This window comes from Stenotrophomonas sp., from assembly GCF_032099025.1.
In the GTDB taxonomy this organism is placed as follows: Bacteria; Pseudomonadota; Gammaproteobacteria; order Xanthomonadales; family Xanthomonadaceae; genus Stenotrophomonas.
In genome coordinates this window covers 8,109-34,030 of the sequence record NZ_DAMCID010000014.1, presented here as the reverse complement: position 1 = coordinate 34,030, position 25,922 = coordinate 8,109, and the positions used below count along the sequence as shown (strand labels likewise).

The following is a 25,922-nucleotide window of genomic DNA, read 5'->3' as shown; positions in this document are numbered from 1 at the left end:
GGCAGAGAGCCCTACACTAGCGCCGGTACCGCTGCCGGACAATCACCACCGGCGTTTGCAATGTTTTTTTGCCGGACAACATCCGGCGCCATCCCATTTACGGAGACCTGCCATGCGTTTTTCCCGTCTGAGAGTGTTGGCCTGTGCGGCCGTCCTGCTGAGCATGGCCGGCCCGGCCCTGGCCCAGCGCGTGGTCGACGGTGACCTGCAGCAGCAGATGTCGTCGGCCGAATTCAAGGCGGCCGGCCTGGACAAGCTCAGCCCGGCCGAGCTGGCCGCCCTCAACGGCTGGCTGCAGGGCAAGGTAGCTGCGGTCAGCGCCGACGTGCGCGAGCAGGTCCGCGAACAGGTGCGCGAGGAAGCGCGCGAAGAAGGCCGCCAGGAAGTGATCGTGAAGAACCGCGGGTTCTTCGCGTTCGGCACCAAGGAGCCGATCGTGAGCACGCTGGAAGGTGAGTTCCGTGGCTTCGGCAAGGGCCGCCGTTATGTGCTGGCCAACAAGCAGGAATGGGAACAGACCGACGACGTCACGTTGGCCGGCGTGCGCAAGACCAACCCGGAAGTGTCGATCTCGCCGGGCGTGGTCGGCACCTGGTACATGCAGGTGAAGGGCAGCAACACCCGCGCCAAGGTCCAGCGCGTCAAGTAAGCGTACGGCCCCGCGCCGCAAGGGCACGGGGCCGTATGGGTGGGTCAGGCCTGGCGCAGCGCCGCCACGCGCTGGGCCAGCTTCTTGGCGGAAATGCCGGTGCGAGCCCCAAGTTCCTGGGCAAACAGCGACACCCGCAGTTCCTCCAGGTCCCAGCGCAGGTCCTGCCACTGCGTGCGCTGGCGCAGGCCGCGCGCTTGGGCGTCGGCCAACGCGTCGATGAACGGCCGCAGCTCGAGCATGCGCGCCTGGTCGCGCGGTGGATCGCGCTTGGCACGCTCGCTGCGCAGGATCATCGCGCGCAGGTAGCGCGGGTACTGGGCCAGGGCATTGGCCGGGGTCTCGCGCAGGAACCCGGGATGTACCAGCCCCGCCAGCTGCTGCTCCAGATCGTCCAGGTTGCCGCGCGCCCAGCCCATCAGCGGAGACTCCAGCAGCGGCTTGAGCTCGGCGACGTGGGACAGGATGCTCTCGGCCAGCTTCAATCGCGCCATCGCCTCGCCGAACAGCTCACGGCCTGCCGCATCACGGCGCTTGGCGAATACCGCCGGATCGCGGATCTCGCCCAGCCCGTCGGCGAGCACGGCATTCATCGCCGCATCCACCAGGTCGCCGCGAAGCCGTTCCTGCGACTCGATCGACGCGTACAGCAAGCCGGTCTTGGCGGGCACCGGCAGCTGTTTGCGGGCGTGCTTGGCCTTCTCCGCCAGCGCGATCTCCAGCAGCCGGCGCACCCCGCGCGGATGCTGTTCAAGCGCCTCGTTGCGATCGGCGAAGATGCGCAGCGACGCCGACTCGCCGGCGTCTACCAGTGCCGGGTAGGCCGGCACGCCTGCCTCGCCGGGCACCTGCAGCGGGATCGGCGTGGCCGGGAAGTCGCGCAGCCCTTCGGCGGCCAGTGCACGCCCCGCGCGCGCGGCGAAGGCATCGCCGGCCTTCTCGCCGAAGCGCGCACGCAAGGCGTCCAGGTCGCGCGAGGCGGCGAGCAACGTGCCCTGCGCATCATGCAGACGCAGGTTCATCCGCAGGTGCGGCTCCAGCGCGGTCTCGTCGAAGTCGGTCGCTGCCACCTGCACACCGGTCGCACGCGACAGGAACCGCGCCAGCTCGCCGCGCAGGTCATCGGCGGAGGGCGCCGGGAACGCTTCGGCAAAGGCACGCCCGAAATCCGGTGCCGGCACGTAGTTGCGGCGCATCGCCTTGGGCAGGCTGCGGATCAGCGCCGAGGCCTTGTCCGCCACGAAGCCGGGTGCCAGCCATGACAGCCGCGCCGGATCGAGCGCGTTGAGCAGGTGCAGCGGCACATCCAGGCTCACGCCGTCCTCCTCGCTGCCCGGTTCGAAGCGGTAGTGCAGCGCCAATCGCGCGTCGCCCAGCGGCAGGTAGGCGGGATAACGCTCGGCGTCGCTGCCCTCGCCCGGCAGCAGGTCGGCCAGCGACCATGCCAGTGCATGCCGCTTCTCCGGTGCCAGGCCTTTCCACCAGGTATCCAGCCCGGTCGCGGAGTGGATCTCCGATGGCACGCGATCCAGGTACCAGCGCGCCTGCCAGCCTTCATCGGCGACGATGCCGGCACGGCGCAGCTTGGCCTCTTCCTCGCGCGCCTGATCGAGCACCTTCAGATTGTCGGCGACCACGCTGGCACGGGTGTTGATCTCGCCAGTCACCAGCGCCTGCCGCACGAAAATGTCATGCGCCTCGCCCGGCGCGATGCGGCCGTAGTGGACCGGCTTCTTCGGGGCCAGCACCAGGCCGAACAGGCTGATCTGCTCGGAGGCCAGCACCTGGCCCTGCGCGCGCGACCAGTGCGGGTCGAAGTGTTTGCGCAGCAGCAGGTGCGGCAGTTCGGCGATCACCCAGTCCGGCTCGATCGCCGCATTGGTCATGCCCCACACCTTCTGGGTATCCAGCAGGGTGGCCGCCAGCAGCCACGGCGGCGGTTTCTTGGCCAGCACCGAGCCGGGGAACGGCAGGAACCGGCGCTGGCGCGGCGCCAGGAAATCGCCCTTGTCGCTGCGGTGCCCGATCTGGGTGGGCAGGCCGGCGATGAGCGCGCGGTGCAGGGTCTGGTAGGCGTTGGCGCGCACGCGCTCACTGAAACCGCCCCGGTCTTCCTGCACTGCGGCCGGCGCCACCACGGGCGCGGCGGTGGGTGATTCGCTCTTGCCTTCACGGGCCAGCCGCGCGGCGCGATGCTGCTGGCCGCGGGTCGCCTTGGCCTTGGCCTCGTCGTCGCGCGGCGCCGTGGGCGCGGACGAGCCGGCCAGCAGCGGTGCCATGGCGGCATCCGCCGGCTCCTCGCTCCAGCCCAGCTCTTCGCACAGCACGCGCAGCTGGCGGTGCAGCTCGCGCCATTCGCGCATGCGCAGGAAGCCCAGGAAATGCCGTTCGCACCAGCCGCGCAGCTTGGACTGGGTGAGGTCTTCGTGGGCCTGCCGGTAGCCTTCCCACAGGCGCAGCACGCCGACGAATTCGGAGCGGCCATCGGCGAACAGCGCGTGCGCGTTGTCGGCCGCGGCGCGCGCCTCGGGCGGGCGCTCGCGTGGGTCCTGGATGCCCAGGAACGAGGCGATGACCAGCATCGGCCGCAGGCAGCCCTGCGCCTGCGCGGCGACCAGCATGCGGGCGAGCTTGACGTCCACCGGCAGGCGCGCCATCTGGCGGCCGATCGGGGTCAGGCGGCGCTCGGCGTCGATCGCGCCCAGTTCGCCCAGCTGCTGCCAGCCATCGGCGACGGCACGCTCGTCGGGCGCTTCCAGGAACGGGAAGTCCTCGATCCGGCCCAGGCCGAGCTGCAGCATGCGCAGGATCACGCCGGACAGGCTGGAGCGCCGGATCTCCGGATCGGTGAACTCCGCGCGCGACTGGAAGTCCGCCTCCGAATACAGCCGGTAGCAGATGCCTTCGGACACGCGACCGCAGCGGCCCTTGCGCTGGTTGGCGCTGGCCTGCGAGATCGCTTCGATATGCAGCCGGTCCAGCTTCTGGCGCGGGCTGTAGCGCTTCACGCGGGCCAGGCCGGGGTCGATCACGTAGCGGATGCGCGGCACCGTCAGCGAGGTCTCGGCCACGTTGGTGGCCAGCACGATGCGTCGCTTGCTGCCGGGACTGAAGACCTGGTCCTGGTCCTTCACCGACAACCGCGCGTACAGCGGCAGCACTTCGGTTTCGCGGTACTTGCGCCGCTCCAGGGCCTGGTGGGCGTCGCGGATCTCGCGCTCGCCCGGGAAGAACAGCAGGATGTCACCACGTGGATCCAGCCGGGTGATCTCGTCCACCGCACCGACCACGGCTTCATTGACGGTGCGTTCGCCGTCACGGCCGCCGTCCTCATCGCCACCGCCCTCGCCTTCCAGCGGCCGGTAACGCACCTCCACCGGGAAGGTGCGGCCTTCGACGCTGATCACCGGGGCATCGTCGAAATGCTGGGCGAAGCGCGAGGTGTCGATGGTCGCCGAGGTGACGATCAGCTTCAGGTCGGGCCGCTTCTTCAGCAGCTGCTTGAGGTAGCCGAGCAGGAAGTCGATGTTGAGGCTGCGTTCGTGCGCCTCGTCGACGATGAGGGTGTCGTACTGCGACAGCCAGCGGTCACTGCTGATTTCAGCCAGCAGGATGCCGTCGGTCATGAACTTGATGCGGGTGTCGTCGCCGACCCGGTCGGTGAACCGCACCTGGTAGCCGACGGTGGTACCCAGCTCCGACTTCAGCTCCTGGGCCACGCGGGTGGCCACCGCACGCGCGGCGATCCGGCGCGGCTGGGTGCAGCCGATCATGCCGGCCACGCCGCGACCGGCCGCCAGGCACAGCTTGGGCAGCTGGGTGGTCTTGCCCGAACCGGTCTCGCCGGCGATCACCACGACCTGGTGGTCGCGGATCAGGGCGGTGATGGCCTCGGCTTCACGCGCAATCGGCAGGCTGTCGTCCAGACTGATCGACGGCTGGTTCAGCGCCCGCGCCGCCCGCCGCTGTACCGACGCCTGCAGGGCCTGCTCGAACGCCGCTGCCACGCCCGCATCCGTCGGTTTGGCGCGCACGCGCGCGAGCATCCCCAGCAATCGCCCTCGATCGCGGCTCATGGCCCCGTCAATGGCGGTCTGCTGCAGGTGCAGGGTGGAAGCGGAAGGTTTGCTGATAGAGGTCATCAATCGAATCGTTTAAAACTTTGAGTACTACTTGAAGAGTAGTCTGATCTATTGTGAAGGCCATCCAATCCACAAGGAGCACTCTCCCATGGCGAAGACCAAGACGCCGGCGAAACCCAAGACCGGCAAGCAGAAACTGGCAACGGCGGCTCCGTCGGCCCCGAACATTGATATCGGGATCAAGGAAGGCGATCGCAAGAAGATTGCCGACGGGCTGGCGGGCTTCCAGGCGGACGCGTTCACGCTCTACCTGAAGACCCACAACTTCCATTGGAACGTGACGGGCTCGATGTTCAACTCGCTGCACACCATGTTCGAAACCCAGTACACCGAGCAGTGGGCAGCCCTGGACGACGTTGCCGAACGCATCCGCGCACTGGGCTTCAACGCCCCGGGCTCCTACCGCGAGTTCGCCGCCCTGACCTCGATCGCCGAGGAACCGGGCCTGACCGACAGCGCCGACTGGCGTGAAATGGTACGCCAGTTGGTCGCCGCCAACGAGGCCGTGTGCCGGACCGCCCGCAAGGTGCTGGACGTGGCTGATGACGCCGACGACGCCCCGACCGAGGATCTGATGACCCAGCGCCTTCAGACCCACGAAAAGTACGCCTGGATGCTCCGCTCCCTGCTCCAGTAGTGCCGGCCGCTGGCCGGCTGCTGTTCCTTTTGCGGCCGCTGGCCGGCTGTTTTTCTCTGGTGACGCCGGGCCCTCCCGGCGCACCCTGCATTCCCCGGGAGCCGGCCGGCGGCCGGCAGTACCGGGCTTGATGGCTCCCGCCTACGTTCATATCCGGGTTTGGATGACCTGTCTCGGGTCGCCCAGCCCTGTAAACTACCGCGATGTCATCCCGCCCCGCGCACGAGCTGCTTCACCGCATTTTTGGTTACGACGATTTCCGCGGTCCGCAGCAGGCGATCGTCGAACATGTCGCGGCCGGCAATGACGCACTGGTATTGATGCCCACCGGCGGCGGCAAGTCGCTGTGCTACCAGGTGCCTTCCCTCCTGCGCGACGGCACCGGCATCGTGATCTCGCCGCTGATCGCGCTCATGCAGGACCAGGTCGAGGCCCTGCGCCAGCTGGGCGTGCGCGCCGAATACCTGAATTCCACCCTGGATGCGGAAACCGCCGCGCGGGTGGAACGGGAGCTGCTCGCCGGTGAACTGGAACTGCTGTACGTCGCGCCCGAGCGGCTGTTGACCGGCCGCTTCCTGTCGCTGCTGTCGCGCAGCCGGATCGCCCTGTTCGCCATCGACGAGGCCCATTGCGTCTCGCAGTGGGGGCATGACTTCCGGCCCGAGTACCGCCAGCTCACCGTCCTGCACGAGCGCTGGCCCGACGTGCCGCGCATCGCGCTGACCGCCACCGCCGATCCGCCGACCCAGCGCGAGATCGCCGAACGCCTGGACCTGACCACCGCCCAGCATTTCGTCAGCTCGTTCGACCGGCCCAACATCCGCTACACCGTGGTCCAGAAGGACAACGCCAAGCGCCAGCTGCTCGATTTCCTGCGCGGTCATCGCGACGAAGCCGGCATTGTCTACTGCATGTCGCGGCGCAAGGTCGAAGAGACCGCCGAGTTCCTGTGCAAGGAGGGCATGAACGCCCTGCCCTACCACGCCGGCCTGCCCGCCGAGGTCCGCGCCGCCAACCAGCGCCGCTTCCTGCGCGAGGATGGCATCGTCATGTGCGCCACCATCGCCTTCGGCATGGGCATCGACAAACCCGACGTGCGCTTCGTCGCGCACACCGACCTGCCCAAGTCGATGGAAGGCTACTATCAGGAAACCGGGCGTGCCGGCCGCGATGGCGAACCCGCCGAAGCCTGGCTCTGCTACGGCCTGGGCGATGTGGTGCTGCTCAAGCAGATGATCGAGCAGTCCGAGGCAGGCGAAGAGCGCAAGGCGCTGGAACGCTCCAAGCTCGATCACCTGCTCGGCTACTGCGAATCCATGCAGTGCCGCCGCCAGGTACTGCTGGCCGGCTTTGGTGAAACCTACCCCCAGCCGTGCGGCAACTGCGACAACTGCCTGCTGCCGCCCGATGCGTGGGACGCCAGCGTGGCTGCGCAGAAGGCGCTCAGCTGCGTGTACCGGAGCGGGCAGCGGTTCGGCGTGGGCCACCTGATCGACATCCTGCGCGGTGGCGAGAACGACAAGATCCGTCAGTTCGGGCATTCCGAACTGAGCACGTACGGCATCGGCAAGGATCTGGATACGCGCACCTGGCGCAGCGTGTTCCGCCAACTGGTCGCCGCCAGCCTGCTGGAGGTCGACAGCGACGCCTACGGCGGCCTGCGCCTGACCGACGGCAGCCGCGAGGTGCTGAAGGGCCAGCGCAAGGTGATGATGCGCCGGGAAAGCCCGAAGACCCGCGAACGCGAGCGCAGCGGGCAACGCACCGGCCTGTCGGTGCTGCCGCAGGACCTGGCCCTGTTCAACGCCCTGCGTGGCCTGCGCGCTGAACTGGCCCGCGAGCAGAACGTGCCGGCCTTCGTGATCTTCCACGACAGCACCCTGCGCAACATCGCCGAACAGCGCCCCACCAGCGTCGACGCGCTTGGCCGGGTGGGTGGAATCGGCGGCACCAAGCTGTCCCGCTACGGCGAGCGGCTGGTCGAGATCGTCCGCGAGGAAGGCTGATGCCCACGCGCCCCAACGGACCGGGCTCCAGACTTGAATCCGGCATTCAGCCACGGATGCGCCGCCCTCGCATTGGCGCTAAGGTGGCGCCCATGTCCGCCGGTGGCCTGCTCCTGCGAGTGGTACTGATGCTCAGCCTGTTGCTCAACGGGCTGAACGCGGCCATGGCCGGCCCGATGACGCTGGCGATGCTCCCGTCCACGCCCGTCGAAGCGGACGCACCGCCGTGCCACAGCCGTGCACCGGTTGCCGCGGCCCATGCGCACCACGCGATGGCAGGCGCCGAGACCGGCGTACAGGCGCCGCACGACGGCGATCACTGCAGGATCAAGGACTGCCTGCGCAGCTGCGCCCAACAGCCCAGCCTGACCGTGCAGATCGCCTGGATCGCCACCCCGCCGCCGCTCTCCGTGGCGCCGATCCTGGCCGCGCATCCGTCGCAGCCGATGCCGCCGCTGGACCGTATTACCCGCCCTCCGATCGCCTGATCCGCCGCGCTCTGTGAGCGCAGGCCTGAGGCTCTGTCCGCGCGCCCCCGGTGCGTGGCGTTGACGGCACCGTGTGTGCCATTCGAATCGGATTCGGAGTTGCAATGTCTTTCCCCAACATCCCCGGCACGGGCGCTCCGCCCCTGCCGTCGCGGCGCCTGTTCGTACAGGGCATGGCCGCCGGTGGCGTGGTCGCCGGCCTGGCCGCCAGCGGCCTGCCCGCGCGCGCCTTCGCCGCTGCCGGCCCCGGCCTGGCCACTGCCCCACAGGTGCTCAGCGGCCCCCAGCTGGAGCTGAGCATCGGCGAGTCGCTGGCCAATTTCACCGGCCGTACCCGCCCGGCCATCACCGTCAATGGCAGCCTGCCGGCCCCGATCCTGCGCTGGCGCGAAGGCGACACCGTCAGCGTGCGCGTGGCCAACACCCTGCAGGCGCACCCCACCTCCATCCACTGGCACGGCATACTGCTGCCGGCCAACATGGACGGCGTGCCCGGCCTGAGCTTCAACGGCATCGCCCCGGGCGAGGCCTACCAATACCGCTTCACCCTCAAGCAATCCGGCACGTACTGGTACCACAGCCACTCCATGTTCCAGGAACAGGCCGGCCTGTACGGCGCACTCATCATCGACCCGCTGCAGCCGGCGCCCTACCGGTTCGATCGCGAGCATGTGGTGCTGCTCTCGGACTGGACCGACCTCGACCCGGGCGCCCTGTTCCGGCGCATGAAGAAGCTTGCCGAGCATGACAACTACTACAAGCGCACGCTGCCGGACTTCCTGCGCGATGTGCGCCGCGAGGGTTGGGCCGCCGCCACCGCCGACCGTGGCATGTGGGGCCGCATGCGGATGACGCCGACCGACATCAGCGACATCAACGCCCACACCTATACCTACCTGCTCAACGGCACCGCACCGGCCGGCAACTGGACCGGCCTGTTCCGCAGCGGCGAGAAAGTGCTGCTGCGCTTCATCAACGGCGCCTCGATGAGCTACTTCGACGTGCGCATTCCCGGCCTGAAGATGACCGTGGTCGCCGCCGACGGCCAGTACATCCATCCGGTCAGCATCGACGAATTCCGCATCGCCCCGGCCGAGACCTTCGATGTGATCGTCGAACCCAGCGGCCAGGACGCCTACACGATCTTCTGCCAGGACATGGGCCGCACCGGATTCGCCGCCGGCACGCTGGCGGTGCGGCACGGTCTGCAGGCGCCGATCCCCGCGCGCGACCCGCGCCCGCTGCTGACGATGGGCGACATGGGCCATGACATGGGCGACATGGGAAGCATGGCTGGAATGGGGCATGACATGGCCGGCATGCACGGCGGCCACGGCATGGACCACGCCGCACGCGGCGCCGCCCCGCCCCGTCATCCGGCCAGCGAGAAGGGAAATCCGCTGGTCGACATGCAGAGCATGGCCACCGATCCCAAGCTTGATGATCCGGGCATCGGCCTGCGCGACAACGGCCGCCAGGTCCTCACCTACGGCGCGATGCGCAGCCTGTTCGCGGACCCGGATGGACGCGAGCCGGGCCGCGAGGTGGAGCTGCACCTCACCGGCCACATGGAGAAATTCAGCTGGTCCTTCGACGGCGTTCCCTTCGCCAGCGCCGAACCGCTGCGCCTGAACTACGGCGAGCGCATGCGCATCGTGCTGGTCAACGACACCATGATGCAGCACCCCATCCACCTGCACGGCGTGTGGAGTGACCTGGAAAACGCCGACGGCGACTTCCAGCTGCGCAAGCACACCATCGACATGCCGCCGGGCACGCGCCGCAGTTACCGCGTGCGCGCCGACGCGCTTGGCCGCTGGGCGTACCACTGCCACCTGTTGTACCACATGGAAGCGGGCATGATGCGCGAAGTGAGGATCGAAGAATGAGCGCTCCATGTTTCCTCACCCCGCGCCTGCTCGGCGCTGCGCTGCTGGCGGCGCTGTCCGCTCCTGCATGGGCGCAGTCGCACGCACACGCACATGCTGATGCAGCGACGACGGACACCACGGAGCCGGTCGATCACGCGATGATGGATCATTCGACGATGGATCACGGCGGCATGGATCACGCGGCAATGGGGCACGCCCCGGCAGCCCCTCCTGCCATGGACCATTCGATGATGGATCACTCGACGATGGATCACTCGACGATGGACCATTCCGCGATGGGCCATGGCGCAACGCCCAGCGCGCCGCGCGAACCCATTCCCGTGGTCACCGACGCCGACCGCGCCGCCGCGTTCCCGCCCATCGACCACGGTGCGATGGAGCATGCCCCGGGCGTGCACAGCATGGTGCTGCTCAACCGCCTGGAACACTGGGACGGCCAGCACGGCGCCGGCCAGGCCTGGGAAGCGTCTGGCTGGGTAGGCGGCAACATCAACCGCCTGTGGCTGCGCAGCGAAGGCGAACGCAGCGGTGGGCGCACCGGATCGTCCGACCTGGAAGTGCTGTACGGCCGCAGCGTGTCACCGTGGTGGGACGTGCTGGTGGGCGTGAAACAGGACTTCCGGCCGGCGGACTCGCGCACCTGGGCCGCGTTCGGGATCCAGGGCCTGGCGCCGTACAAGTTCGAAACCTCGGCCACCGCGTATGTGGGCGAAGGCGGGCAACTCGCGGCCACGCTGGAGGTCGAATACGAGCTGCTGCTCACCAACCGGCTGATCCTGCAGCCGTTGGTGGAGGCGACGCTGGCGGCGAAGGACGAACCGGCGCGTGGCATGGGTGCGGGGTTGAACAAGGTCGAGGCCGGGCTGCGCCTGCGCTACGAGTTCAACCGCCGCTTCGCGCCCTACATCGGCATCAGCCACGAACGCCTGTTCGGCGATACCGCCGACTACCATGTGGCGGCTGGCGAGGCCGCGCGCGATACCCGCTGGGTGGCCGGCGTACGGGTATGGTTCTAGGCATGACCCTGCAGATCCGCCGCGCTGGCGTGGACGATGCGAACACCGTGTCGTCCATTGCCATCCAGACCTACACCGACACCTTCGGCGACTCGTATCCGCCCGAGGACCTCAGCCAGTTCCTGCACGACCACTACAGCCCGTTGCCGCAGCGGCGCGAGCTGGAGGATCCGCAGAGTGCGGTGTGGTTGCTGGAAGACGACGGCCGCGCGGTGGGTTATCTGGCGGCCGGCCCGAACGGGCTGCCGCACGCCGACGCACAGCCAGGCGATATCGAACTCAAGCGGCTGTACGTGCTGGCCAGCCACCAGGGCGGCGGACACGGCGCGCGCTTGATGGAGGCATTCCTTGGCTGGCTGGATCATCCCGCACGCCGCACCCTGTGGGTCGGCGTGTGGTCGGAGAACCACGGTGCGCAGCGTTTCTATGCACGCTACGGTTGTGTCCCGGTCGGCGAGTACACGTTCGTCGTCGGCGAGAGCCGCGATCTCGAGTTCATCCTGCGCCGGCCCTGAGCGGGACCGGCGCAATCGTCCTGCGGCGGTCAGAAGTCGAACAGGTCCGACAGGAAGCTCTCTTTCTTCTTCTTGCGGTAGCCGTGCTGGTCGCCGTACGGCTGCTGCCCCAGATGGCGGGTGTCGCGGTGCGGCACGTGCTGCGGCGGCGGCGGAGCGGCTGCACGCACCGGCGCCGGGGCGGCAGCACCGGCCGAGCGCTCGATGATCTTGTCCAGCTCACCACGGTCCAGCCATACCCCTCGGCACTGCGGGCAGTAATCGATCTCGATGCCCTGGCGCTCGGACATCACCAGCGCCTGGGTGTTGCATACGGGGCATTGCATCGATATGGCTCCATTCGGGGTCAGGAAGCGACTGTACCGTGTGCCAGCTGACCGCCGCACAACGGGCCAACGCCGGGCTTACATCATTTGCACGATCCCCTCACCTGCCGCTGCCCATACTGCGCCGCCTTTCCACCCATCCTGCACGGGAAACCCGCGTCATGTTGTTGTCCAAGCGCCATGTTGCACCGCGCGTGCTGTTGATCGAAGACACCGAGGACACCCGCGAACTGAGCCGCATGGCGCTGGAAAGCCAGGCCTGCGAAGTCGCTGCGGTCAGCTCCGCCGAAGCCGCCCTGGGCCTGCTGCTGGCCGGCGAGCGCTTCGACCTGGTGTTCACCGACGTCTGCCTGGGCGGCCTGAGCGGTATCGAAGCCGCCCACCGTATCCGCCAGCACCAGCCCAGCCTGCCGGTACTGGTCACCTCAGGGTTGCAGCCGGACCGGGTCACCCCCCAGCTCGCGCCAGGCATCCACTTCCTGCCCAAGCCATACTCCATGAGCGAGCTGCTGGACGCCATCCGCGCCTGCTTCGGCGACCAGGACGTCGATCGCGCCGCCTGAGCGGCGCAAGCGGCAGGGAGCGCGGGTCGCGGCCGGCTTTCATCAGGATTTCATCGAAGGCTGCGCATCGTGCGCGGAACAGGGACGGATGCCCGGCCCTGGGACGCGTTGCATCCCGACCGACCTCCCTGCCGGAATCCTCGACATGCAGACCCGATTGCTGCTTGGTACCCCCCTGTTGCTGCTGGCCACGCTCGCCGACGCGCGCGCCGATGACTTCGTCACCTGCGAAAGCCGCGACAACCGCTATCAGTCCTGTGCATTGCCCTACGCCGGCTACGTGAGCCTGGACCGCAAGCTCTCCGGCGCCGACTGCCGCCAAGGGCGCAGCTGGGACTACGACCGCCGCAACGTGTGGGTCGATGACGGCTGCCGTGCGTCGTTCCGGGTGCGCGGCGACGACCGTCACCATGACCGCGATGACGACAACCATGATGCCAAGGTGGCCGCCGGCGTGCTGGTGGGCGCGGCGATCCTCGGCGCGTTGGTGCACAACGCCAACAAGCAGGATGAGCGCTACGACGACAACAACTACCAGGGCGCGCGGCACACCTCGTATGTGCCCAACTGGATGGTCGGCGAGTTCGAGGGTTACAACCCGATGTACAACGCCGACATCCGCATGCGGATCGAGTCCGACGGCCGCATGTCGGCGCAGGCGCGCGGCCAGAACCTGTCGGGCTGGGTGAACGGTGCGCAGCTCAACGTCGGCAACAGCGTGTTCGACATCGACCAGAGTCGCGATGGCTTCGTCACCACCGAGGTCGGCGACCGCCAGAACGAAGTGCGCTACCGCCGCGTGCGCTGAGCCGTGCCCGGGTGCCGGCGGCGCGCCGGCACCTGACTCAGCTGCCGACCTTGCAGCTCAGCCGCGTGCCGTAGAACGCCAGTGTGGCCTCGCCCTGGTGCTCCCAGAATTCCACGCCTTCGCGCGTGTAGCGGCTGCCACTTGCCGAGGGTGCGGCGAAGGCGATCGCCTGGTCGCGGCCCAGTCGGATCACCGCCGCCTGCGGGTCCACTTCATTGTGGAAGACCACCGAGAGCGGCTTGCTGGCGTCGTCGCAGCGGTACTGCACCGCAGTGGGTGCCGGACCCGTCGCCGCCGCCAGACGCAGCTCGACGATGCGGGTCTGGTAGGACTCCACCAGGCAGCGGTTGGCGTCCACCGCCTGCCAGCAGGCGTTGCGGCCCTTCACCCAGCCGCGCTGTTCGGCGGCGATATCCAGCTCGTCCGGGCTGGTCTGCAGGGTCTTGTAGAGCGCGGCAAGCTGGCGGTCGAGCGCAGACAGTTTCGGATCGGCGCAGATCATCGTCTCCGCATCGGACGCGGCCTTGTCGCAGTCGAACGACGGCCCCTGCGCCTCGGTGGTCCCCGTGCCTGGCGCAACAGCGGGCGCTGCCGGCGTGGCGGGAGTCGAGGCTGACGGCGGCGGCGACGGAGCTGCCGGGGCAGCCGGGTCGGTCGGTGCCGGCTTGGAGCAGGCCGCCAGCGCGAGCGCGGACAGGCCCAGAAGGATGAAACGGTTCATGGCACCTCCAACAGGACATTCACTGCAGACCGGCACAGTGTGCCCGCCGCGCCGCTCACGCCGCGTGTATGGCCTACTCAATCGTGCAATCGGCCACCTGCGCCGTATCGGGCAGCACCTCGATGCTGCCGGCGGCCAGCTGCGCCAGCACCGACTCCGGCCCGCGCTGGCTGCGCCACCCCAGGCCGATGCTGGCCGCGCGCGCATCATGGATGCGGTCAACCACGGGCAACGTCCAGCCACGCCGGTCGTACTCGGCCAGCCACTGTGGACACCGCAGCGCCAGCACCTCGCGGGGACGACTCACCAGTGCCTCGCAGTCGTCCTTCAGGAACGGCGTGCGGCCACTCACTACATAGCGCTGGAACGCCGGACCATCGTTGACCAGTGCGGCCACATGCGCATCGGCCACGTCGCGCACGTCGATGCCGCGGTGCAGCCGGTACAGCAGCAGGCGGTCGGGCGTTTCCGGGAAGCAGCGCGACATGCGGATCACCCGCACCTGCAGCGCGTCGCCGGCGGCCTGCTCCAGCCAATGTTCGGCCGCGAGCTTGGAGCGGTGGTACACCGTACGGGGCTGCGGCGGCGTGTGTTCGTCTACCCACGTGCAACGCCCCGGCACGATCGCATGCCCATACAGCGCCGTAGTGCTGGTGAACACCAGACGCTGCACGCCCGCCTCGCGCGCCAGCATGGCCAGCGTGCGGGTGCCTTCGACATTGATGCGCTGGAATTCGCCGTCGCTGAACAGGCCCACGTGGGGTGCGTGCAGCGCCGCGGAATGGATCACCGCATCCACGCCCTGCAGTGCCTTGGCCAGGGTGCGGGTATCGGTGAAATCGGCCACGTGGCGGGTGGTCGCAAAGGGACTGCGGTCGATACCCACCACGTCGTGGCGGGCGGCCAGCGCGCCGAAGATGGCGCGACCAACCCGGCCTGAACTTCCTGTCAGGAGAATCTTCACTGGTATGCACATGTCAGCGCCCGGGAGCTACCGGGATGTGGGGATTGTAGCGAGTTGCTTGCTCCGGAAATGAATTGACCGGATGACAGTCCAGGGATGTATCGCAGCCATGACCAGAGCCCTTAAGCGTGCTGCTTCTCTCCAACCGTCATGGAGAGACTTGGCCAGCTCGCACTGACAGCGTGCCGCCACGTTCCTGAATGCTACGGCCGCATCCGCCATGCGCGCAACTGGATTTCCGATCGCCCGCTTACGGCGTGGTGATGTCCAACATCCACACTAAGGGAAGTCCGCATCGCATCCAAACTGCAACATTGATCAACGCCAACGGCTGAGCACGTGACTAGCATTCTTCAACCGGCACTTGGTCCGTCGATAGCAAGGAAGAATCTTGAAACATTACGCAATAGCCGCTGCCTTTCTGCTCACTTCACCCGCTGCTGCAGCCTCAAACAACGATCAAGATGCGTTCCACCAACGGGTCGAAGTCCCGGCAGGAGTTGAGGACCAGACAGATCTCATGCAACTTGCGAGCCGAGCCCTGCCCGCGGGAGTCAATCTTCGGGAGATTTTCCGCCTCTACAAGCGCGGACAACATCACACTACGCTGTTCTATTTTCCGCAGAACTGGGGGGATATCAACTGGAGCGTCGACGGAACACTGGGGTTCATTTCGGCGACAGCCTTCGAGAACTCGCGCCCGCTCTACATGTGCCAACTCAATAACATTCATTGGGGCTACTTCACCTCCGCCGACGTCGCTTGCGAGGGTCACTTCCTCACTGTATTCGGGCAGATTGGCTACATCAGCACAGTGCCACTTCCCAACACCGCCCCCTTGTACCGCTGCAACTACATCCACAAAAGGCAGCTCAAGCATTTCGACACACTACAAGCCAACTGCGAGAACGTCGCTCTGGGAACCAACGATGGTCCACTTGGCTATGTCTTCCTCTAACTACTAGCGCCACGGCGCCTAGCGTCGTCGGCAGCCCATCTCGACACCTCGCTGCTAGAGCGAGGTGGATAGCAATGCGCAGCTGCCTTCTCTTCGATGCCTTGCCTGCGTGAGCTCGTCAAGGCATCGACTTAGAACCTTTCACTACCGGCGAAGCGATCGCCGAGCGGATCAATAGCCGTATCCAACGGCCCAAGAGATTCGTCAAGGACCTGGCCTTAGCTCTTCAACCACGCCACGTCCCTCCAACTCTCATGAATGAATTCAATGAAGCATCCGCCCCATGATTTCGCACCTGCTGCGAGCCGTGTACGCCAGAGGCTGCTCTCTGTGCAGGCGCTTAGAGCAGTTGCAGCCCTACTTGTCGTGCTCTTCCACCTGAGAACCGGCGAACTGAAATATCTCGCCGGCCCCGCCGTCCTTGAGGATCTCGCGCGACATGCAAGTGCGGGCGTCGATCTGTTCTTCATCATTTCGGGCTTTGTGATGACCACCCTGGCGGCCGGCCGATACACCTCACCCGGCGCTGGCTTGAATTTTTTGATGAAACGCGTTTGGCGTGTAGTCCCTCTGTACTGGCTGTTTACCACTACAGTGGTTGTGCTGATGGCTGTCGCTCCCTCCATCATCAACAGCACTTACGCCGAGCAAAGCTACGCGCTGTCCTACTTCCTTGTCCCGCACGCGCAGATGCCCCTGCTCTCCGTCGGCTGGACGCTTGAACACGAGGCCTACTTCTACCTCGTCTTCGCGGCGTTTCTTGCCATTGTCCCCGAGCGATTCGTCTCTCACGGTCTGACCGCCTGGGCGGCACTGATCGGTCTAGCCAGCCTTTGGCATGACACCGATGCAACGCCTGTCCATATTCTGGTCACCAGCCCCCTGACCATCGAATTCATTGCCGGTGCCTTGATCGGGTTGCATTGGCGGCGCATTCCCCCGCCACTTGCCGTACCGCTGCTCGCGGCAGGAGTGGGAATGTATGTGTGCGCGGCAACGCTGCTGCCGACCACAGGCCTTGAGACGCTGAACGAGTGGCACCGCGTTGCCATCTTCGGAAGCTGCATGCTGCTTGTGTTCACCGGCCTTGTAAGCCTGGAGGGGTTCGACCGCCTGAGCGTTCCAGCGTGGCTCACGCGTCTGGGTGACAGCTCTTACTCCATATATTTGTCCCACATGTTCGTGATTGCCGTTGTGGGTCGCGCGTGGGCGTGGTGGGTACCAGTTTCAGGCTCGGTCAGCCATCTCATCTTCGTTGCAGCCACCGTGCTTGCATGCTGCGTGGTCGGCAACGCAGTTCACCGCTGGGTTGAGCGCCCCCTTCTGGAAATGCCGAGCCGCTTGCGCGCACGTCACCGGGCATACTGACAGAGGCCGGGAGTGGCCGACCGCTGCCTCGCGCCTGCAAGACCCAGACGCTCAACGGCAGCTGGGCATCATCGACGAAGCAGCGGGGTGGCCGGGATGCGCAAGGCGTCGGCCGCTTGGGTGGCACGCCTCTCCGCGCGCATCCGCGCTACTGCCAACGGCTGTAGACGGACTTTCGCGCTCCATTCAAGTGGTTAACTGCCGACGCCGATGCCGATGCCGAGGGTTTCATACCTTTCGCAGCCACGCAGGGCGTGGCTCTACCAGAAACGCAAAAGGGCTTCGGATCGCTCCGAAACCCCTTGGTGCAGTGGTGGGCCGTGATGGATTCGAACCATCGACCAAAAGATTAAAAGTCTTCTGCTCTACCGACTGAGCTAACGGCCCATTGCATGCCCCGACTTCGCGCCGGGGGTGCGCATTCTAACCCATCTTGCCGCGCAGGCGTAACCCGTGTGGATCAGGCGTAACGGGTGGGGTCGGCCACGCCGGCGTCGGCGAAGCCCTGGGCACGCAGGCGGCAGGCGTCGCAGTGGCCGCAGGCGGCGCCACGGGCGTCGGCGTTGTAGCAGGACACGGTCAGGCCGAAGTCCACGCCCAGGCGCACGCCTTCACGGACGATGTCGGCCTTGCTCAGGAACTGCAGTGGCGCATGCACCTGGATGCCCGCGCCTTCCACGCCGGCCTTGGTGGCCAGGTTGGCCAGCGTCTGGAAGGCGGTGATGAATTCGGGGCGGCAGTCCGGGTAGCCCGAATAGTCCACGGCGTTGACGCCACAGAAGATGTCGTTGGCGCCCAGCACTTCGGCCCAGCCGAGGGCGACCGACAGCATGATGGTGTTGCGGGCCGGCACGTAGGTGACCGGAATGCCCTCGCCGCCCGCTTCGGGCACGTCGATGTCGTCGGTCAGGGCCGAGCCACCGATGCTGCGCAGGTCCACGTTGACGGTCTTGTGCGCTACCGCGCCCAGTGCCTTGGCGACGGTGGCCGCCGCGTCGAGTTCAGAGGTGTGGCGCTGGCCGTAGCTTACGCTGAGCGCGTGGACGGCGAAGCCCTGCTCCCGGGCGATGGCGACGACAGCGGCGGAATCCATGCCGCCGGACAGGAGGACAACTGCATTCTTCATGGGGGGTGTTTCCGGTGGGTTGCGGGAAAGCCAGCACGCTGTCCCGCGCCGGAGGTAATCAAAAAGCAAGGCGTAGCGAGCGGTCGTCAGGCGGGTGCGGACGGCGCGGAGGAACCGGAGTGTACAAAGCGTACATGAGGATTCCGAGCACCGGCCGCGCCCGCCTGGCGGCCGCTCGGTCGCCGGTCATCGTCCAGGTTCGTCGTCCCAGAGAATCTTGTGGAGCTGCATCTGGAAGCGCACCGGCAGGCGGTCTTCGACGATCCAGTCGGCAAGCTGGCGCGGACTGATCTGGCCCTTGCTGGGCGAGAACAGCACCATCGAGCGCTCGTTCAGCCGGTGCTCGCGGACCATCGCGCGGGCCCAGTCGTAGTCCTCGCGGCTGCACAGCACGAACTTGATCTGGTCGCGGCGGGTCAGCAGCGGCAGGTTGTCGAGGCGGTTGCGCGCCATTTCGCCCGAACCGGGGGTCTTGAGGTCGACCACCCGCGAGACGCGCGGATCCACGGCGCTGACGTCCAGCGCGCCGGAGGTTTCCAGCGACACATCCAAACCCGCGTCGCACAGCTTCTCCAGCAGTACCAGGCAGCGCTTCTGCGCCAGCGGCTCGCCACCGGTCACGCAGACGTGGTGGACGCCCTGGGCCAATACCTCGCGCACGATCTCGTCGATGTCCCACCAGGTGCCGCCGTGGAAGGCGTAGGCGGTATCGCAATAGGTGCAGCGCAGCGGGCAGCCGGTCAGACGCACGAACACGGTCGGCCAGCCGGCGGTATCGGCTTCGCCCTGCAGGGAGGTGAAGATCTCGGTGATCTTCAGCCGTGGCAGGGGCGACTGCACGATCTCGCTGGGGAGCGCGGCGGCGGCGGACAGGGTGGTGGTCATCGTGGGCGTCTGGAAATGCGGTTACGGAAACGAGAGCAGCCAGGCAGGGCCTGGCTCTACGGGGCCGCGCGGGCGTTTTCAGCCGCACGGGTGCGCCGGCTTGGCCGGCGCGTAACTGACGATTATACCGGCCTTGGCCGGTGGGGCCTCAGCGGATCTGCTGGCCGAGGCGGATGGCCTGCAGGCGGTCCTGCGCGGTGCGCGCGGCGTCGGAGCCGGGATAGGTGCTGGTGACCTGCTCCAGCGTCGCCTGGGCCTCGTCGATCCTGCCTTCGCCATACTGCGACAGGCCGATCTTGAGCAGGCCACCGGACGCCTTGTCGTGGGTCGGATAGCGCGAGATGAGGTCGCGGAACTGCGCCTCAGCCTGCGGGAAATTGCGGGTGGCGTAGTAGCTTTCGCCCAGCCAGTACAGCGCGTTGGGGCTATAGACGCCGTTGGGGTAGAGCTCGAGGAAGCTCAGGAACAACTGCGCCGAATCGTCGTACTTGCCGGCCTTGAGCGAGTCGAAGGCAACGTTGTACGCGGTCCGCTCGTCGCCGGTGGCGGCGAGACTGCCCGGGTCTCCGTGGACGGACGGCGGCCGCTCGGTAGCGGCCGTTGCCGGTTTTGGTGCGGCGGGCTTGGGGGCAGCCGGGGCGTTCGCGGCCGGAGCGGCCGGAAGTACCGGAGCGGCACCACCTTCAATACGGTTCAGGCGACCGTCGAGGTCCAGATACTGGTCCTGCGAGGTCTGCTTCAGCTGGGCGTTTTCGTGCTGGAGCTGCTCAACGGTGCTCTGCAGTTGCTGCATCTGCTGGCGAAGTTGAGTCACCTGGTTCAACAGATCCTGGGCGGAGCTGTTGTTGTTGACCTGCTGCTCGAGCGCGCCCACGCGATCGGCCAGGCTCTGCCGCTGGGCCTGCGCCGGTGCGGCAGCCACGAGGGCTGCCGCAACGACCAGCATCAGTGTTTTGATGCCAATGCGCATGGATTACTGCGCGGTGTAGACGATTTCGACGCGACGGTTCTGCGACCAGCAACCTTCGCTCGACTCGGTGCAGACCGGACGCTCTTCACCGTAGGACACGACGGTCAGCTGCGAAGCCGAACCACCGTTGGCCTGCAGAGCCGAGGACACGCCATTGCCACGACGCTCGCCCAGGGCCTGGTTGTAAGCGCGCGAACCGCGCTCATCGGCGTGGCCCTGCAGGGTGATGCGGGCCGACGGACGGTCACGCAGGTACTTGGCGTGGCACGCCATGACTTCCTGGAATTCCGGACGCAGGGTGTCCTGGTCCAGATCGAACAGGACCACGCGCTGACGCAGGCAGGCGTTGGTGTCCAGGTCGCCCGGGCCGAACAGGCCGGAGGTCGACGGACCCGACGGCTGGGTGGTGCTGCTGCCGGTGTCAACCGACGAAGCCGGCACTTCCTTCACCTTCTTGGAGCAACCGGCCAGGACAGCCACGGACAACAGGGAGACAAGCAGAACACGGGAGGTCTTGTTCATAGCGATACCTTTTGAGGCTCCTAAAGCCGGATGTGGGATGAATACGGTGGAAATCTTAACACTCTGTTAGCGCTTTGTACGGTATGGCGACCAAGAAGGCTCACGAACATCACCGTCAGCCAGCACCAGCCGCTGGCGCACGCGCGCATCGGCCGAGACGGCATACAACACGCCACGTCCACCCTCGCGGGCGGCGTACAACACCATGCTTGCGTTGGGGGCAAAGCTGGGCGATTCGTCCAGCGAACCCGGCGACAGCGTGCTCCAGCGCGGGGAGCCCAGGCTGCTGTCCATCATCGCGATCTTGTAGGTGTTGCCGCTGCCCTGGGCGACCACCAGCTTCTTGCCGTCGTAGGACAGGCTCGGGGTGGCGTTGTAGTTGCCCTGGAAGGTCACGCGCGAGGCGCTGCCGCCACTGGACGGCACCTGGTAGATCTGCGGGCGGCCGCCACGGTCGGAAGTGAAGTAGACGTTGGAACCGTCGGCACTCCAGGTCGGCTCGGTGTCGATGGCGAAGTGGTTGGTGAGCTGGGTGAGCTGCTTGCTGCCCAGGTCCATCACGTAGATTTCCGGGTTGCCGCTGCGCGACAGCGACAGGGCCAGGCGACGGCCGTCCGGGGAGAACGACGGGGCGCTGTTGATGCCGCGGAAGCTGGTGACCAGCTCACGGGCGCCGGTGGAGATGTTCTGGATGTAGATCGCCGAATTGCCACGCTCGAAGCTGACGTAGGCCAGGCGGTTGCCATCCGGGCTCCACGACGGCGACAGCAGCGGCTCGGCCGAGCGGACGATGGTCTGCGGGTTGAAGCCGTCCGAGTCGGCCACCATCAGCGCGTAGCGCATGGCGTCGCCCTTGCCGCTGGAGGTGATGTAAGCGATGCGGGTCCAGAAGGCACCGCGAACGCCGGTGATCTTCTCGTAGATGGCATCGGCCATCTGGTGGGCAACGTCGCGCATGGCATTGCCGCGGGCGGTCATCGCCAGGCCCAGCAGGCGCTCGCCCTTGGGCACGTCATACAGCTCGTACTCGACGCGGTAGGCGCCGGCACCGGCGTCCATCACGCGGCCCACGACGATGTAGTTCTGCTTCAGCGCGCGCCAGGTGGCGAACTGGATCTCGCTGCCACGGGTGGGCTTTTCGATGATCTGGGCTTCGGGCAGGTTGCGGAACTGGCCGGACCGCTCCAGGTCGGCACGCACCACGGCGGCCACGTCGGTCTGCGGAGCACCCGCCGAGCCCTGGTAGGCCATGGGCACCACGGTGATCGGGAGGGCGGAGGCATTGCCGCCGATGATGTCGATATCCAGGCCACGTTGCTGCGCGACGGCGGCAAAAGGCAGTAACAACAAGGCCGCGAACACGGCAAACCAGCGAGGCATCTTCTTCATGGGCGCTCTATAGGGGGAAAACCAGAACGAGGGATAACAGCAGTGCGGTGAACAGTTTCGCAATCATGAACCAACAGGGTGTGAAATCCGAGTGCTTACCCTGCGGAAAATCACGGTTCATTAACAGAACTGACCCCCGCCGAAGCACCTGCGACAAGCGCGGCCGTGCCGATACCCGCCCGGAATCAACGATCCTGGGCGGTGAAGTTGAAGTTGATCGTGCGCGCGAAGACCGTCTCGAACCCGCGATAGGGCAAGGGCTGGGCATTCAATACGGCCGCTTCGATCGAGCGCTTGCCGGCCTCATCGAACGGGCAGCTGGGGCTCACCTTGGCCTGCAGCACCTGACCACCCGGAATCTGGGTGATCACGATCTGACACCTCTGCCCCTGCGGCACGGAATCCGGGCGCTGCCACTGCGCCAGCACCTTCTGCTGGATGGCGGCAGCGTATTTGGCCGCCAGGTCGTCACTGGTGCCACCGCCACCGGCGGCGGGCTGTGCCGCCCCGCTGGAACCGGCCGTGGCTGCGCCTGCGGCGGCCCGCGCAGCGGTCACTTCGCGAAGCTTCTGCTCGGCTCGCTTGGCTTCCGTCTCGGCCTGGGCACGCTTGGCGCGGATTTCCGCCAGCTTCTTCGCGGTGTCCGCCGCCTTCGCGTCGTTGGCCTTCTGTTCCTGCTCGGCCAGCTTCTTCTTCTGGTCCGCTTCCTGCTGCTGCTTGGCCAGGCGAAGCTTCTGCTCGGCCTCTTCCACGCGCTTGCGCTCGGTCAGGTCGATCTGCTCTTGGCGGCGCTTGGCTTCCTGTTCCTGCTTGGCCTTCTCGGCCGAGATCGACATCGCGTTGACCGCGGCTTGGTCCACCGTATCCGGCTGGGCGATGCGTTCCTGGGCCTGCGACTGCTGCGGGGTGGGTGCGTCCTGCGGGCGCGGCTCGGCAATCGGCTGCGGCGGCGGCACGGTGTCTTCTTCCACCGGGGTCGGCTCGGCGACCGGTTCGGGCAGGTCAGGCAGCCTTTCCGAGGCGCGCAGGGCCTGGCGTGCGGCGGCGGCCTCGGAGGCCGACAGCTGCAGGCTGGCCTCGATGGCCGGGTCGCCGGCGGCGGCCTCGGTGCTGCGCTGTGGCGACCACAGCCACGCGGCAATGAACACCAGTGCGAGCAGGATATGGACCAGGATCGCAAGCGCGAGCGGCAGGCCCCACTCGCCTTCCGGCTGGCGCTGCGGTGGCAGGGCTTCAGCGTGCATCGGTCGCCAGACCCACCTTTTCAACGTTGGCGCGCTTGATCACATCCATGGCCGCGACCACCTTTTCATACGCCACGGCCTTGTCAGCCGCGACAATCACCCGCAGGTTCTTGTCCTGCGCGGCGAGCGCAGCGAGCTGCGCCTGCAGCTGGGCGGCGTCCATGGGTGCCGGTTCCTTGGCCTCGGGCAGCTTGAGGCTGAGCTGGCCGTCCAGGCGAACCGAGACGATCACCGGGTCCTGCTTGCTCTCCAGGGCCTTGGCCTGCGAACTGGGCAGGTCCACTTCAAAGCTCAGGGTGAGCAGTGGCGCGGTGACCATGAAGATGATCAGCAGCACCAGCATGACGTCGATGTACGGCACGACGTTGATTTCGGATTTTAGCTTGCGGCGCTTGCGGCGGCCGATGGCAGCAGTCATGGCAGGATCCTTGTGCTCGGCGCTTACTCGTCGCCTGCGGACTGGCGCTGCAGGATCGAGCTGAACTCTTCGGCGAAGGTCTCGAAGCGGACCGACATGCGCTCGACGCGGGTGGTGAAGCGGTTGTAGGCCCACACCGCCGGAATGGCCACGAACAGGCCGATGGCGGTGGCGAACAGCGCTTCGGAAATGCCCGGCGCCACCGAGGCGATACCTGCCTGCTCGCCGCTGTTGATCATGTCGTGCATGGTCACCATGATGCCGAACACGGTGCCGACCAGGCCCACATACGGCGCGGTGGAACCGATGTTGGCCAGCAGCTCCAGGCTGCGCTCCATCTGGTCCACTTCACGGGTGTAGGTGGTGCGCATGGCGCGCTGGGCGCCTTCGAGCTGGGCACGGCCGTCCAGGCGACGCTTGTCGCGCAGGCGGGTGAATTCGCGGAAGCCGGCTTCGAAGATCGCCTCCAGGCCGCCCACCTTGCGGTTGCGGTCGGTGGCAGCGCTGTACAGCTTGCCCAGGTCCGCGCCCGACCAGAAGCGGCTTTCGAACTCGTCGGCCTCGCGGTTGGCGACGTTGAACACGCGTGATTTGCGGAAGATGATCACCCAGCTGATGAACGAACCGGCCAGCAGCAGCAGCACGATGATCTTCACCGGCAGGCTGGCCTTGATCATCAGGTCCAGGTAATTGATGCCACCGCCATGCGCGGCTTGCGCGACGGTCTGCGACGCGGCGCTGGTGACTTCCTGCGGCAGCGCTTCGACCACCGTGGCCTGCAGGGCCAGGAGCATTCCGATCATCCGTTGTTCCTCAATATGCGTCTATTTGAATTACGTGGGGTTTCAACACGGCATGGAGAGCATCGTCCATGCCGCGCGGTTTGAATGTGGAGGCGTCCAATGCCGCGATCTTCACCTGCGCGGTCAGCAGCGTTTCATCGCCGCGACACACCGCCTGTTCGAACACCATGCTGGCGCGCTTGCACTGCACCAGCCGGGCGGTCACGTCCAGCGCGTCATCCAGCCGCGCCGGCTTGAGGAACTCCATGGTCATCGAACGCACCGCGAACACCAGGCCATGCTCGATGCGCGTGCGCTCCTGGCCGAAGCCCAGGGCCCGCATCCATTCGGTGCGCGCCCGTTCCATGAAGGCCACGTAGCGGGCGTGGTAGACCACCCCGCCAGCGTCGGTATCTTCCCAATATATGCGTGTCGGCCAACTGAACCGGGGATCAATCGCCATTCATCGACTCCGCGAACAGGTCCGCCGGCGGATTCTTCGGCTTCAGCCCCAGATGCCGGTAGGCCTTCTGGGTGGCCATGCGGCCCCGCGCGGTGCGCACCAGGAAGCCCTGCTGGATCAGGTACGGCTCCACCACGTCTTCCAGGGTGCCGCGCTCTTCCGACAGCGCCGCGGCCATGGATTCCACGCCGACCGGGCCGCCGTCGAAGAAATCGATCAGGGTCCTGAGCATGCGCCGGTCGAGGTCATCGAAGCCTTCCGGGTCGACCTTGAGCATCTGCATGGCGGCCTGCGCCACGTCCTGGTCGATATGCCCGGCCGCGCGGACCTGGGCAAAATCGCGGACCCGGCGCAGCAGCCGGTTGGCGATACGCGGCGTGCCGCGCGAGCGCCGCGCGATCTCGGCCGCGCCGTCGCCGGTGCAGTCGATGCCGAGGATGGCTGCCGAGCGGCGGACGATCCTGGTCAGTTCCTCGGGCGTGTAGAACTCCAGCCGGTGCACGATGCCGAAACGGTCGCGCAGCGGCGCGGTGAGCAGGCCGGCCCGGGTGGTGGCGCCAATGAGGGTGAACGGCGGCAGGTCGATCTTGATCGAACGGGCCGCAGGACCCTCGCCGATCATGATGTCGATCTGGAAATCTTCCATCGCCGGGTACAGCACTTCCTCGACCACGGGCGAGAGGCGGTGGATCTCGTCGATGAACAGTACGTCGTGCGGCTGCAGGTTGGTGAGCAGCGCGGCCAGGTCGCCGGCCTTTTCGATCACCGGCCCGGAGGTCACGCGCAACGCGACGCCCAGTTCGTTGGCGATCACGTGGCTCAGCGTGGTCTTGCCCAGGCCGGGCGGCCCGAAGATCAGCACATGGTCGAGGGCGTCGCCGCGGGCCTTGGCCGCTTCGATGTAAATCGACAACTGCTCGCGCACCGGGGCCTGGCCGAGGTAATCGGCCATGCGCTTGGGGCGGATGCTGGCGTCGGTGGTGTCATCCTCGCGGGTGGCACCGGCGCCAATGATGCGGTCGTCGGTCATTCCGCAATTATGCGGCAAAAGCGGCGCGATCCGCGGCCGG

General features: G+C 66.8%; 25 protein-coding genes, 1 tRNA gene and 1 other RNA gene. 11 read left to right on the top strand and 16 right to left on the bottom strand.

The genetic code is table 11. From position 1 onward, the window contains the following. Nucleotides 1-112: 112 nt before the first annotated feature. Nucleotides 113-649 (top strand): hypothetical protein, encoded by a 537-nt coding sequence (locus RT456_RS11595; RefSeq protein ID WP_313346644.1) that lies wholly within the window; start codon nucleotides 113-115, stop codon nucleotides 647-649. A 44-nt stretch (nucleotides 650-693) separates the two neighbouring features. Here RT456_RS11595 and hrpA read toward each other — a convergent pair whose 3' ends face one another. Further along, nucleotides 694-4,791 (bottom strand): ATP-dependent RNA helicase HrpA, encoded by a 4,098-nt coding sequence (gene hrpA, locus RT456_RS11590; RefSeq protein ID WP_313346641.1) that lies wholly within the window; start codon nucleotides 4,789-4,791, stop codon nucleotides 694-696. An 88-nt stretch (nucleotides 4,792-4,879) separates the two neighbouring features. Between hrpA and RT456_RS11585 the strand changes: the two genes are divergently transcribed. From RT456_RS11585 to RT456_RS11560, 6 genes are all read left to right on the top strand, one after another. Then, the gene (locus RT456_RS11585; protein ID WP_313346639.1) at nucleotides 4,880-5,428 is read left to right on the top strand and encodes a Dps family protein; all 549 of its coding nucleotides are present in this window, start codon (nucleotides 4,880-4,882) and stop codon (nucleotides 5,426-5,428) included. Nucleotides 5,429-5,631: 203 nt separating this feature from the next. Further along, the gene (gene recQ / locus RT456_RS11580; RefSeq protein ID WP_313346636.1) at nucleotides 5,632-7,434 is read left to right on the top strand and encodes a DNA helicase RecQ; all 1,803 of its coding nucleotides are present in this window, start codon (nucleotides 5,632-5,634) and stop codon (nucleotides 7,432-7,434) included. A gap of 92 nt (nucleotides 7,435-7,526) precedes the next feature. Next, on the top strand, nucleotides 7,527-7,922 hold the full coding sequence (locus RT456_RS11575; protein ID WP_313346634.1) for a CopL family metal-binding regulatory protein: 396 nt from the start codon (nucleotides 7,527-7,529) through the stop codon (nucleotides 7,920-7,922). 104 nt (nucleotides 7,923-8,026) lie between these two features. Continuing rightward, nucleotides 8,027-9,811 (top strand): copper resistance system multicopper oxidase, encoded by a 1,785-nt coding sequence (locus RT456_RS11570; RefSeq protein ID WP_313346632.1) that lies wholly within the window; start codon nucleotides 8,027-8,029, stop codon nucleotides 9,809-9,811. After that, nucleotides 9,808-10,830 carry a copper resistance protein B gene (locus RT456_RS11565; protein WP_313346630.1) on the top strand — a complete coding sequence of 341 codons (1,023 nt, stop codon included), beginning with the start codon at nucleotides 9,808-9,810 and terminating at the stop codon, nucleotides 10,828-10,830. Before RT456_RS11570 ends, RT456_RS11565 begins: the two co-directional genes overlap by 4 nt. A gap of 2 nt (nucleotides 10,831-10,832) precedes the next feature. Then, entirely contained in the window at nucleotides 10,833-11,345 is a 513-nt protein-coding gene (locus RT456_RS11560) for a GNAT family N-acetyltransferase (protein ID WP_313346628.1), read from the top strand. 29 nt (nucleotides 11,346-11,374) lie between these two features. Here the strand turns inward: RT456_RS11560 and RT456_RS11555 are convergent, their stop codons facing one another. Then, entirely contained in the window at nucleotides 11,375-11,671 is a 297-nt protein-coding gene (locus RT456_RS11555) for a zf-TFIIB domain-containing protein (RefSeq protein WP_313346626.1), read from the bottom strand. 161 nt (nucleotides 11,672-11,832) lie between these two features. Here RT456_RS11555 and RT456_RS11550 point away from each other — a divergent pair, with 161 nt between their 5' ends. Further along, on the top strand, nucleotides 11,833-12,234 hold the full coding sequence (locus tag RT456_RS11550) for a response regulator (protein WP_313346624.1): 402 nt from the start codon (nucleotides 11,833-11,835) through the stop codon (nucleotides 12,232-12,234). Between the two features lie 145 nt (nucleotides 12,235-12,379). Then, nucleotides 12,380-13,042: a DUF3011 domain-containing protein gene (locus RT456_RS11545; RefSeq protein ID WP_345785090.1), complete on the top strand. Its 663-nt coding sequence runs from the start codon at nucleotides 12,380-12,382 to the stop codon at nucleotides 13,040-13,042. Between the two features lie 37 nt (nucleotides 13,043-13,079). Here the strand turns inward: RT456_RS11545 and RT456_RS11540 are convergent, their stop codons facing one another. Then, the gene (locus tag RT456_RS11540; protein ID WP_313346621.1) at nucleotides 13,080-13,763 is read right to left on the bottom strand and encodes an MliC family protein; all 684 of its coding nucleotides are present in this window, start codon (nucleotides 13,761-13,763) and stop codon (nucleotides 13,080-13,082) included. A 73-nt stretch (nucleotides 13,764-13,836) separates the two neighbouring features. Next, the gene (locus tag RT456_RS11535) at nucleotides 13,837-14,727 is read right to left on the bottom strand and encodes an NAD(P)-dependent oxidoreductase (protein WP_313346619.1); all 891 of its coding nucleotides are present in this window, start codon (nucleotides 14,725-14,727) and stop codon (nucleotides 13,837-13,839) included. A 391-nt stretch (nucleotides 14,728-15,118) separates the two neighbouring features. Between RT456_RS11535 and RT456_RS11530 the strand changes: the two genes are divergently transcribed. Beyond that, nucleotides 15,119-15,685, top strand: coding sequence for a hypothetical protein (locus RT456_RS11530; RefSeq protein WP_313346616.1), 567 nt, complete (start codon nucleotides 15,119-15,121; stop codon nucleotides 15,683-15,685). A gap of 267 nt (nucleotides 15,686-15,952) precedes the next feature. Continuing rightward, nucleotides 15,953-17,053: an acyltransferase gene (locus tag RT456_RS11525; protein WP_313346613.1), complete on the top strand. Its 1,101-nt coding sequence runs from the start codon at nucleotides 15,953-15,955 to the stop codon at nucleotides 17,051-17,053. A gap of 311 nt (nucleotides 17,054-17,364) precedes the next feature. Here RT456_RS11525 and RT456_RS11520 read toward each other — a convergent pair. From RT456_RS11520 to ruvB, 12 genes are all read right to left on the bottom strand, one after another. Beyond that, a tRNA-Lys gene (locus RT456_RS11520) sits at nucleotides 17,365-17,440 on the bottom strand. A gap of 73 nt (nucleotides 17,441-17,513) precedes the next feature. Further along, on the bottom strand, nucleotides 17,514-18,179 hold the full coding sequence (gene queC / locus RT456_RS11515; RefSeq protein WP_313346610.1) for a 7-cyano-7-deazaguanine synthase QueC: 666 nt from the start codon (nucleotides 18,177-18,179) through the stop codon (nucleotides 17,514-17,516). A 53-nt stretch (nucleotides 18,180-18,232) separates the two neighbouring features. Beyond that, nucleotides 18,233-18,315, bottom strand: a non-coding RNA gene (locus RT456_RS11510) — sX9 sRNA. Between the two features lie 50 nt (nucleotides 18,316-18,365). Next, complete coding sequence (queE, locus tag RT456_RS11505) at nucleotides 18,366-19,064, bottom strand: 7-carboxy-7-deazaguanine synthase QueE (protein WP_313346608.1); 699 nt, start codon at nucleotides 19,062-19,064, stop codon at nucleotides 18,366-18,368. Between the two features lie 148 nt (nucleotides 19,065-19,212). Beyond that, nucleotides 19,213-20,034: a tol-pal system protein YbgF gene (gene ybgF / locus RT456_RS11500; RefSeq protein ID WP_313346605.1), complete on the bottom strand. Its 822-nt coding sequence runs from the start codon at nucleotides 20,032-20,034 to the stop codon at nucleotides 19,213-19,215. Between the two features lie 3 nt (nucleotides 20,035-20,037). After that, nucleotides 20,038-20,556, bottom strand: coding sequence for a peptidoglycan-associated lipoprotein Pal (gene pal / locus RT456_RS11495; RefSeq protein WP_313346603.1), 519 nt, complete (start codon nucleotides 20,554-20,556; stop codon nucleotides 20,038-20,040). 66 nt (nucleotides 20,557-20,622) lie between these two features. Beyond that, nucleotides 20,623-21,945: a Tol-Pal system beta propeller repeat protein TolB gene (gene tolB / locus RT456_RS11490; protein WP_313346600.1), complete on the bottom strand. Its 1,323-nt coding sequence runs from the start codon at nucleotides 21,943-21,945 to the stop codon at nucleotides 20,623-20,625. Between the two features lie 185 nt (nucleotides 21,946-22,130). Beyond that, nucleotides 22,131-23,189 carry a cell envelope integrity protein TolA gene (gene tolA, locus RT456_RS11485; protein WP_313346598.1) on the bottom strand — a complete coding sequence of 353 codons (1,059 nt, stop codon included), beginning with the start codon at nucleotides 23,187-23,189 and terminating at the stop codon, nucleotides 22,131-22,133. Beyond that, on the bottom strand, nucleotides 23,179-23,607 hold the full coding sequence (gene tolR, locus RT456_RS11480) for a protein TolR (protein WP_313346595.1): 429 nt from the start codon (nucleotides 23,605-23,607) through the stop codon (nucleotides 23,179-23,181). The genes tolA and tolR overlap by 11 nt, the downstream gene beginning before the upstream one ends. A 23-nt stretch (nucleotides 23,608-23,630) precedes the next feature. Beyond that, nucleotides 23,631-24,410: a protein TolQ gene (gene tolQ, locus RT456_RS11475; RefSeq protein ID WP_313346592.1), complete on the bottom strand. Its 780-nt coding sequence runs from the start codon at nucleotides 24,408-24,410 to the stop codon at nucleotides 23,631-23,633. 10 nt (nucleotides 24,411-24,420) lie between these two features. Continuing rightward, complete coding sequence (ybgC, locus tag RT456_RS11470; RefSeq protein ID WP_313346589.1) at nucleotides 24,421-24,852, bottom strand: tol-pal system-associated acyl-CoA thioesterase; 432 nt, start codon at nucleotides 24,850-24,852, stop codon at nucleotides 24,421-24,423. Further along, nucleotides 24,842-25,882 (bottom strand): Holliday junction branch migration DNA helicase RuvB, encoded by a 1,041-nt coding sequence (ruvB, locus tag RT456_RS11465; protein WP_313346586.1) that lies wholly within the window; start codon nucleotides 25,880-25,882, stop codon nucleotides 24,842-24,844. The genes ybgC and ruvB overlap by 11 nt, the downstream gene beginning before the upstream one ends. Nucleotides 25,883-25,922 lie beyond the last annotated feature (40 nt).

Bases quoted from the DNA above. Each gene is read 5' to 3' on its own strand.
- RT456_RS11595 (WP_313346644.1), top strand. From the start codon at position 113: ATGCGTTTTTCCCGTCTGAGAGTGTTGGCCTGTGCGGCCGTCCTGCTG.
- hrpA (WP_313346641.1), bottom strand. From the start codon at position 4,791: ATGACCTCTATCAGCAAACCTTCCGCTTCCACCCTGCACCTGCAGCAG.
- RT456_RS11585 (WP_313346639.1), top strand. From the start codon at position 4,880: ATGGCGAAGACCAAGACGCCGGCGAAACCCAAGACCGGCAAGCAGAAA.
- recQ (WP_313346636.1), top strand. From the start codon at position 5,632: ATGTCATCCCGCCCCGCGCACGAGCTGCTTCACCGCATTTTTGGTTAC.
- RT456_RS11575 (WP_313346634.1), top strand. From the start codon at position 7,527: ATGTCCGCCGGTGGCCTGCTCCTGCGAGTGGTACTGATGCTCAGCCTG.
- RT456_RS11570 (WP_313346632.1), top strand. From the start codon at position 8,027: ATGTCTTTCCCCAACATCCCCGGCACGGGCGCTCCGCCCCTGCCGTCG.
- RT456_RS11565 (WP_313346630.1), top strand. From the start codon at position 9,808: ATGAGCGCTCCATGTTTCCTCACCCCGCGCCTGCTCGGCGCTGCGCTG.
- RT456_RS11560 (WP_313346628.1), top strand. From the start codon at position 10,833: ATGACCCTGCAGATCCGCCGCGCTGGCGTGGACGATGCGAACACCGTG.
- RT456_RS11555 (WP_313346626.1), bottom strand. From the start codon at position 11,671: ATGCAATGCCCCGTATGCAACACCCAGGCGCTGGTGATGTCCGAGCGC.
- RT456_RS11550 (WP_313346624.1), top strand. From the start codon at position 11,833: ATGTTGTTGTCCAAGCGCCATGTTGCACCGCGCGTGCTGTTGATCGAA.
- RT456_RS11545 (WP_345785090.1), top strand. From the start codon at position 12,380: ATGCAGACCCGATTGCTGCTTGGTACCCCCCTGTTGCTGCTGGCCACG.
- RT456_RS11540 (WP_313346621.1), bottom strand. From the start codon at position 13,763: ATGAACCGTTTCATCCTTCTGGGCCTGTCCGCGCTCGCGCTGGCGGCC.
- RT456_RS11525 (WP_313346613.1), top strand. From the start codon at position 15,953: ATGAAGCATCCGCCCCATGATTTCGCACCTGCTGCGAGCCGTGTACGC.
- queC (WP_313346610.1), bottom strand. From the start codon at position 18,179: ATGAAGAATGCAGTTGTCCTCCTGTCCGGCGGCATGGATTCCGCCGCT.
- queE (WP_313346608.1), bottom strand. From the start codon at position 19,064: ATGACCACCACCCTGTCCGCCGCCGCCGCGCTCCCCAGCGAGATCGTG.
- ybgF (WP_313346605.1), bottom strand. From the start codon at position 20,034: ATGCGCATTGGCATCAAAACACTGATGCTGGTCGTTGCGGCAGCCCTC.
- pal (WP_313346603.1), bottom strand. From the start codon at position 20,556: ATGAACAAGACCTCCCGTGTTCTGCTTGTCTCCCTGTTGTCCGTGGCT.
- tolB (WP_313346600.1), bottom strand. From the start codon at position 21,945: ATGAAGAAGATGCCTCGCTGGTTTGCCGTGTTCGCGGCCTTGTTGTTA.
- tolA (WP_313346598.1), bottom strand. From the start codon at position 23,189: ATGCACGCTGAAGCCCTGCCACCGCAGCGCCAGCCGGAAGGCGAGTGG.
- tolR (WP_313346595.1), bottom strand. From the start codon at position 23,607: ATGACTGCTGCCATCGGCCGCCGCAAGCGCCGCAAGCTAAAATCCGAA.
- tolQ (WP_313346592.1), bottom strand. From the start codon at position 24,410: ATGATCGGAATGCTCCTGGCCCTGCAGGCCACGGTGGTCGAAGCGCTG.
- ybgC (WP_313346589.1), bottom strand. From the start codon at position 24,852: ATGGCGATTGATCCCCGGTTCAGTTGGCCGACACGCATATATTGGGAA.
- ruvB (WP_313346586.1), bottom strand. From the start codon at position 25,882: ATGACCGACGACCGCATCATTGGCGCCGGTGCCACCCGCGAGGATGAC.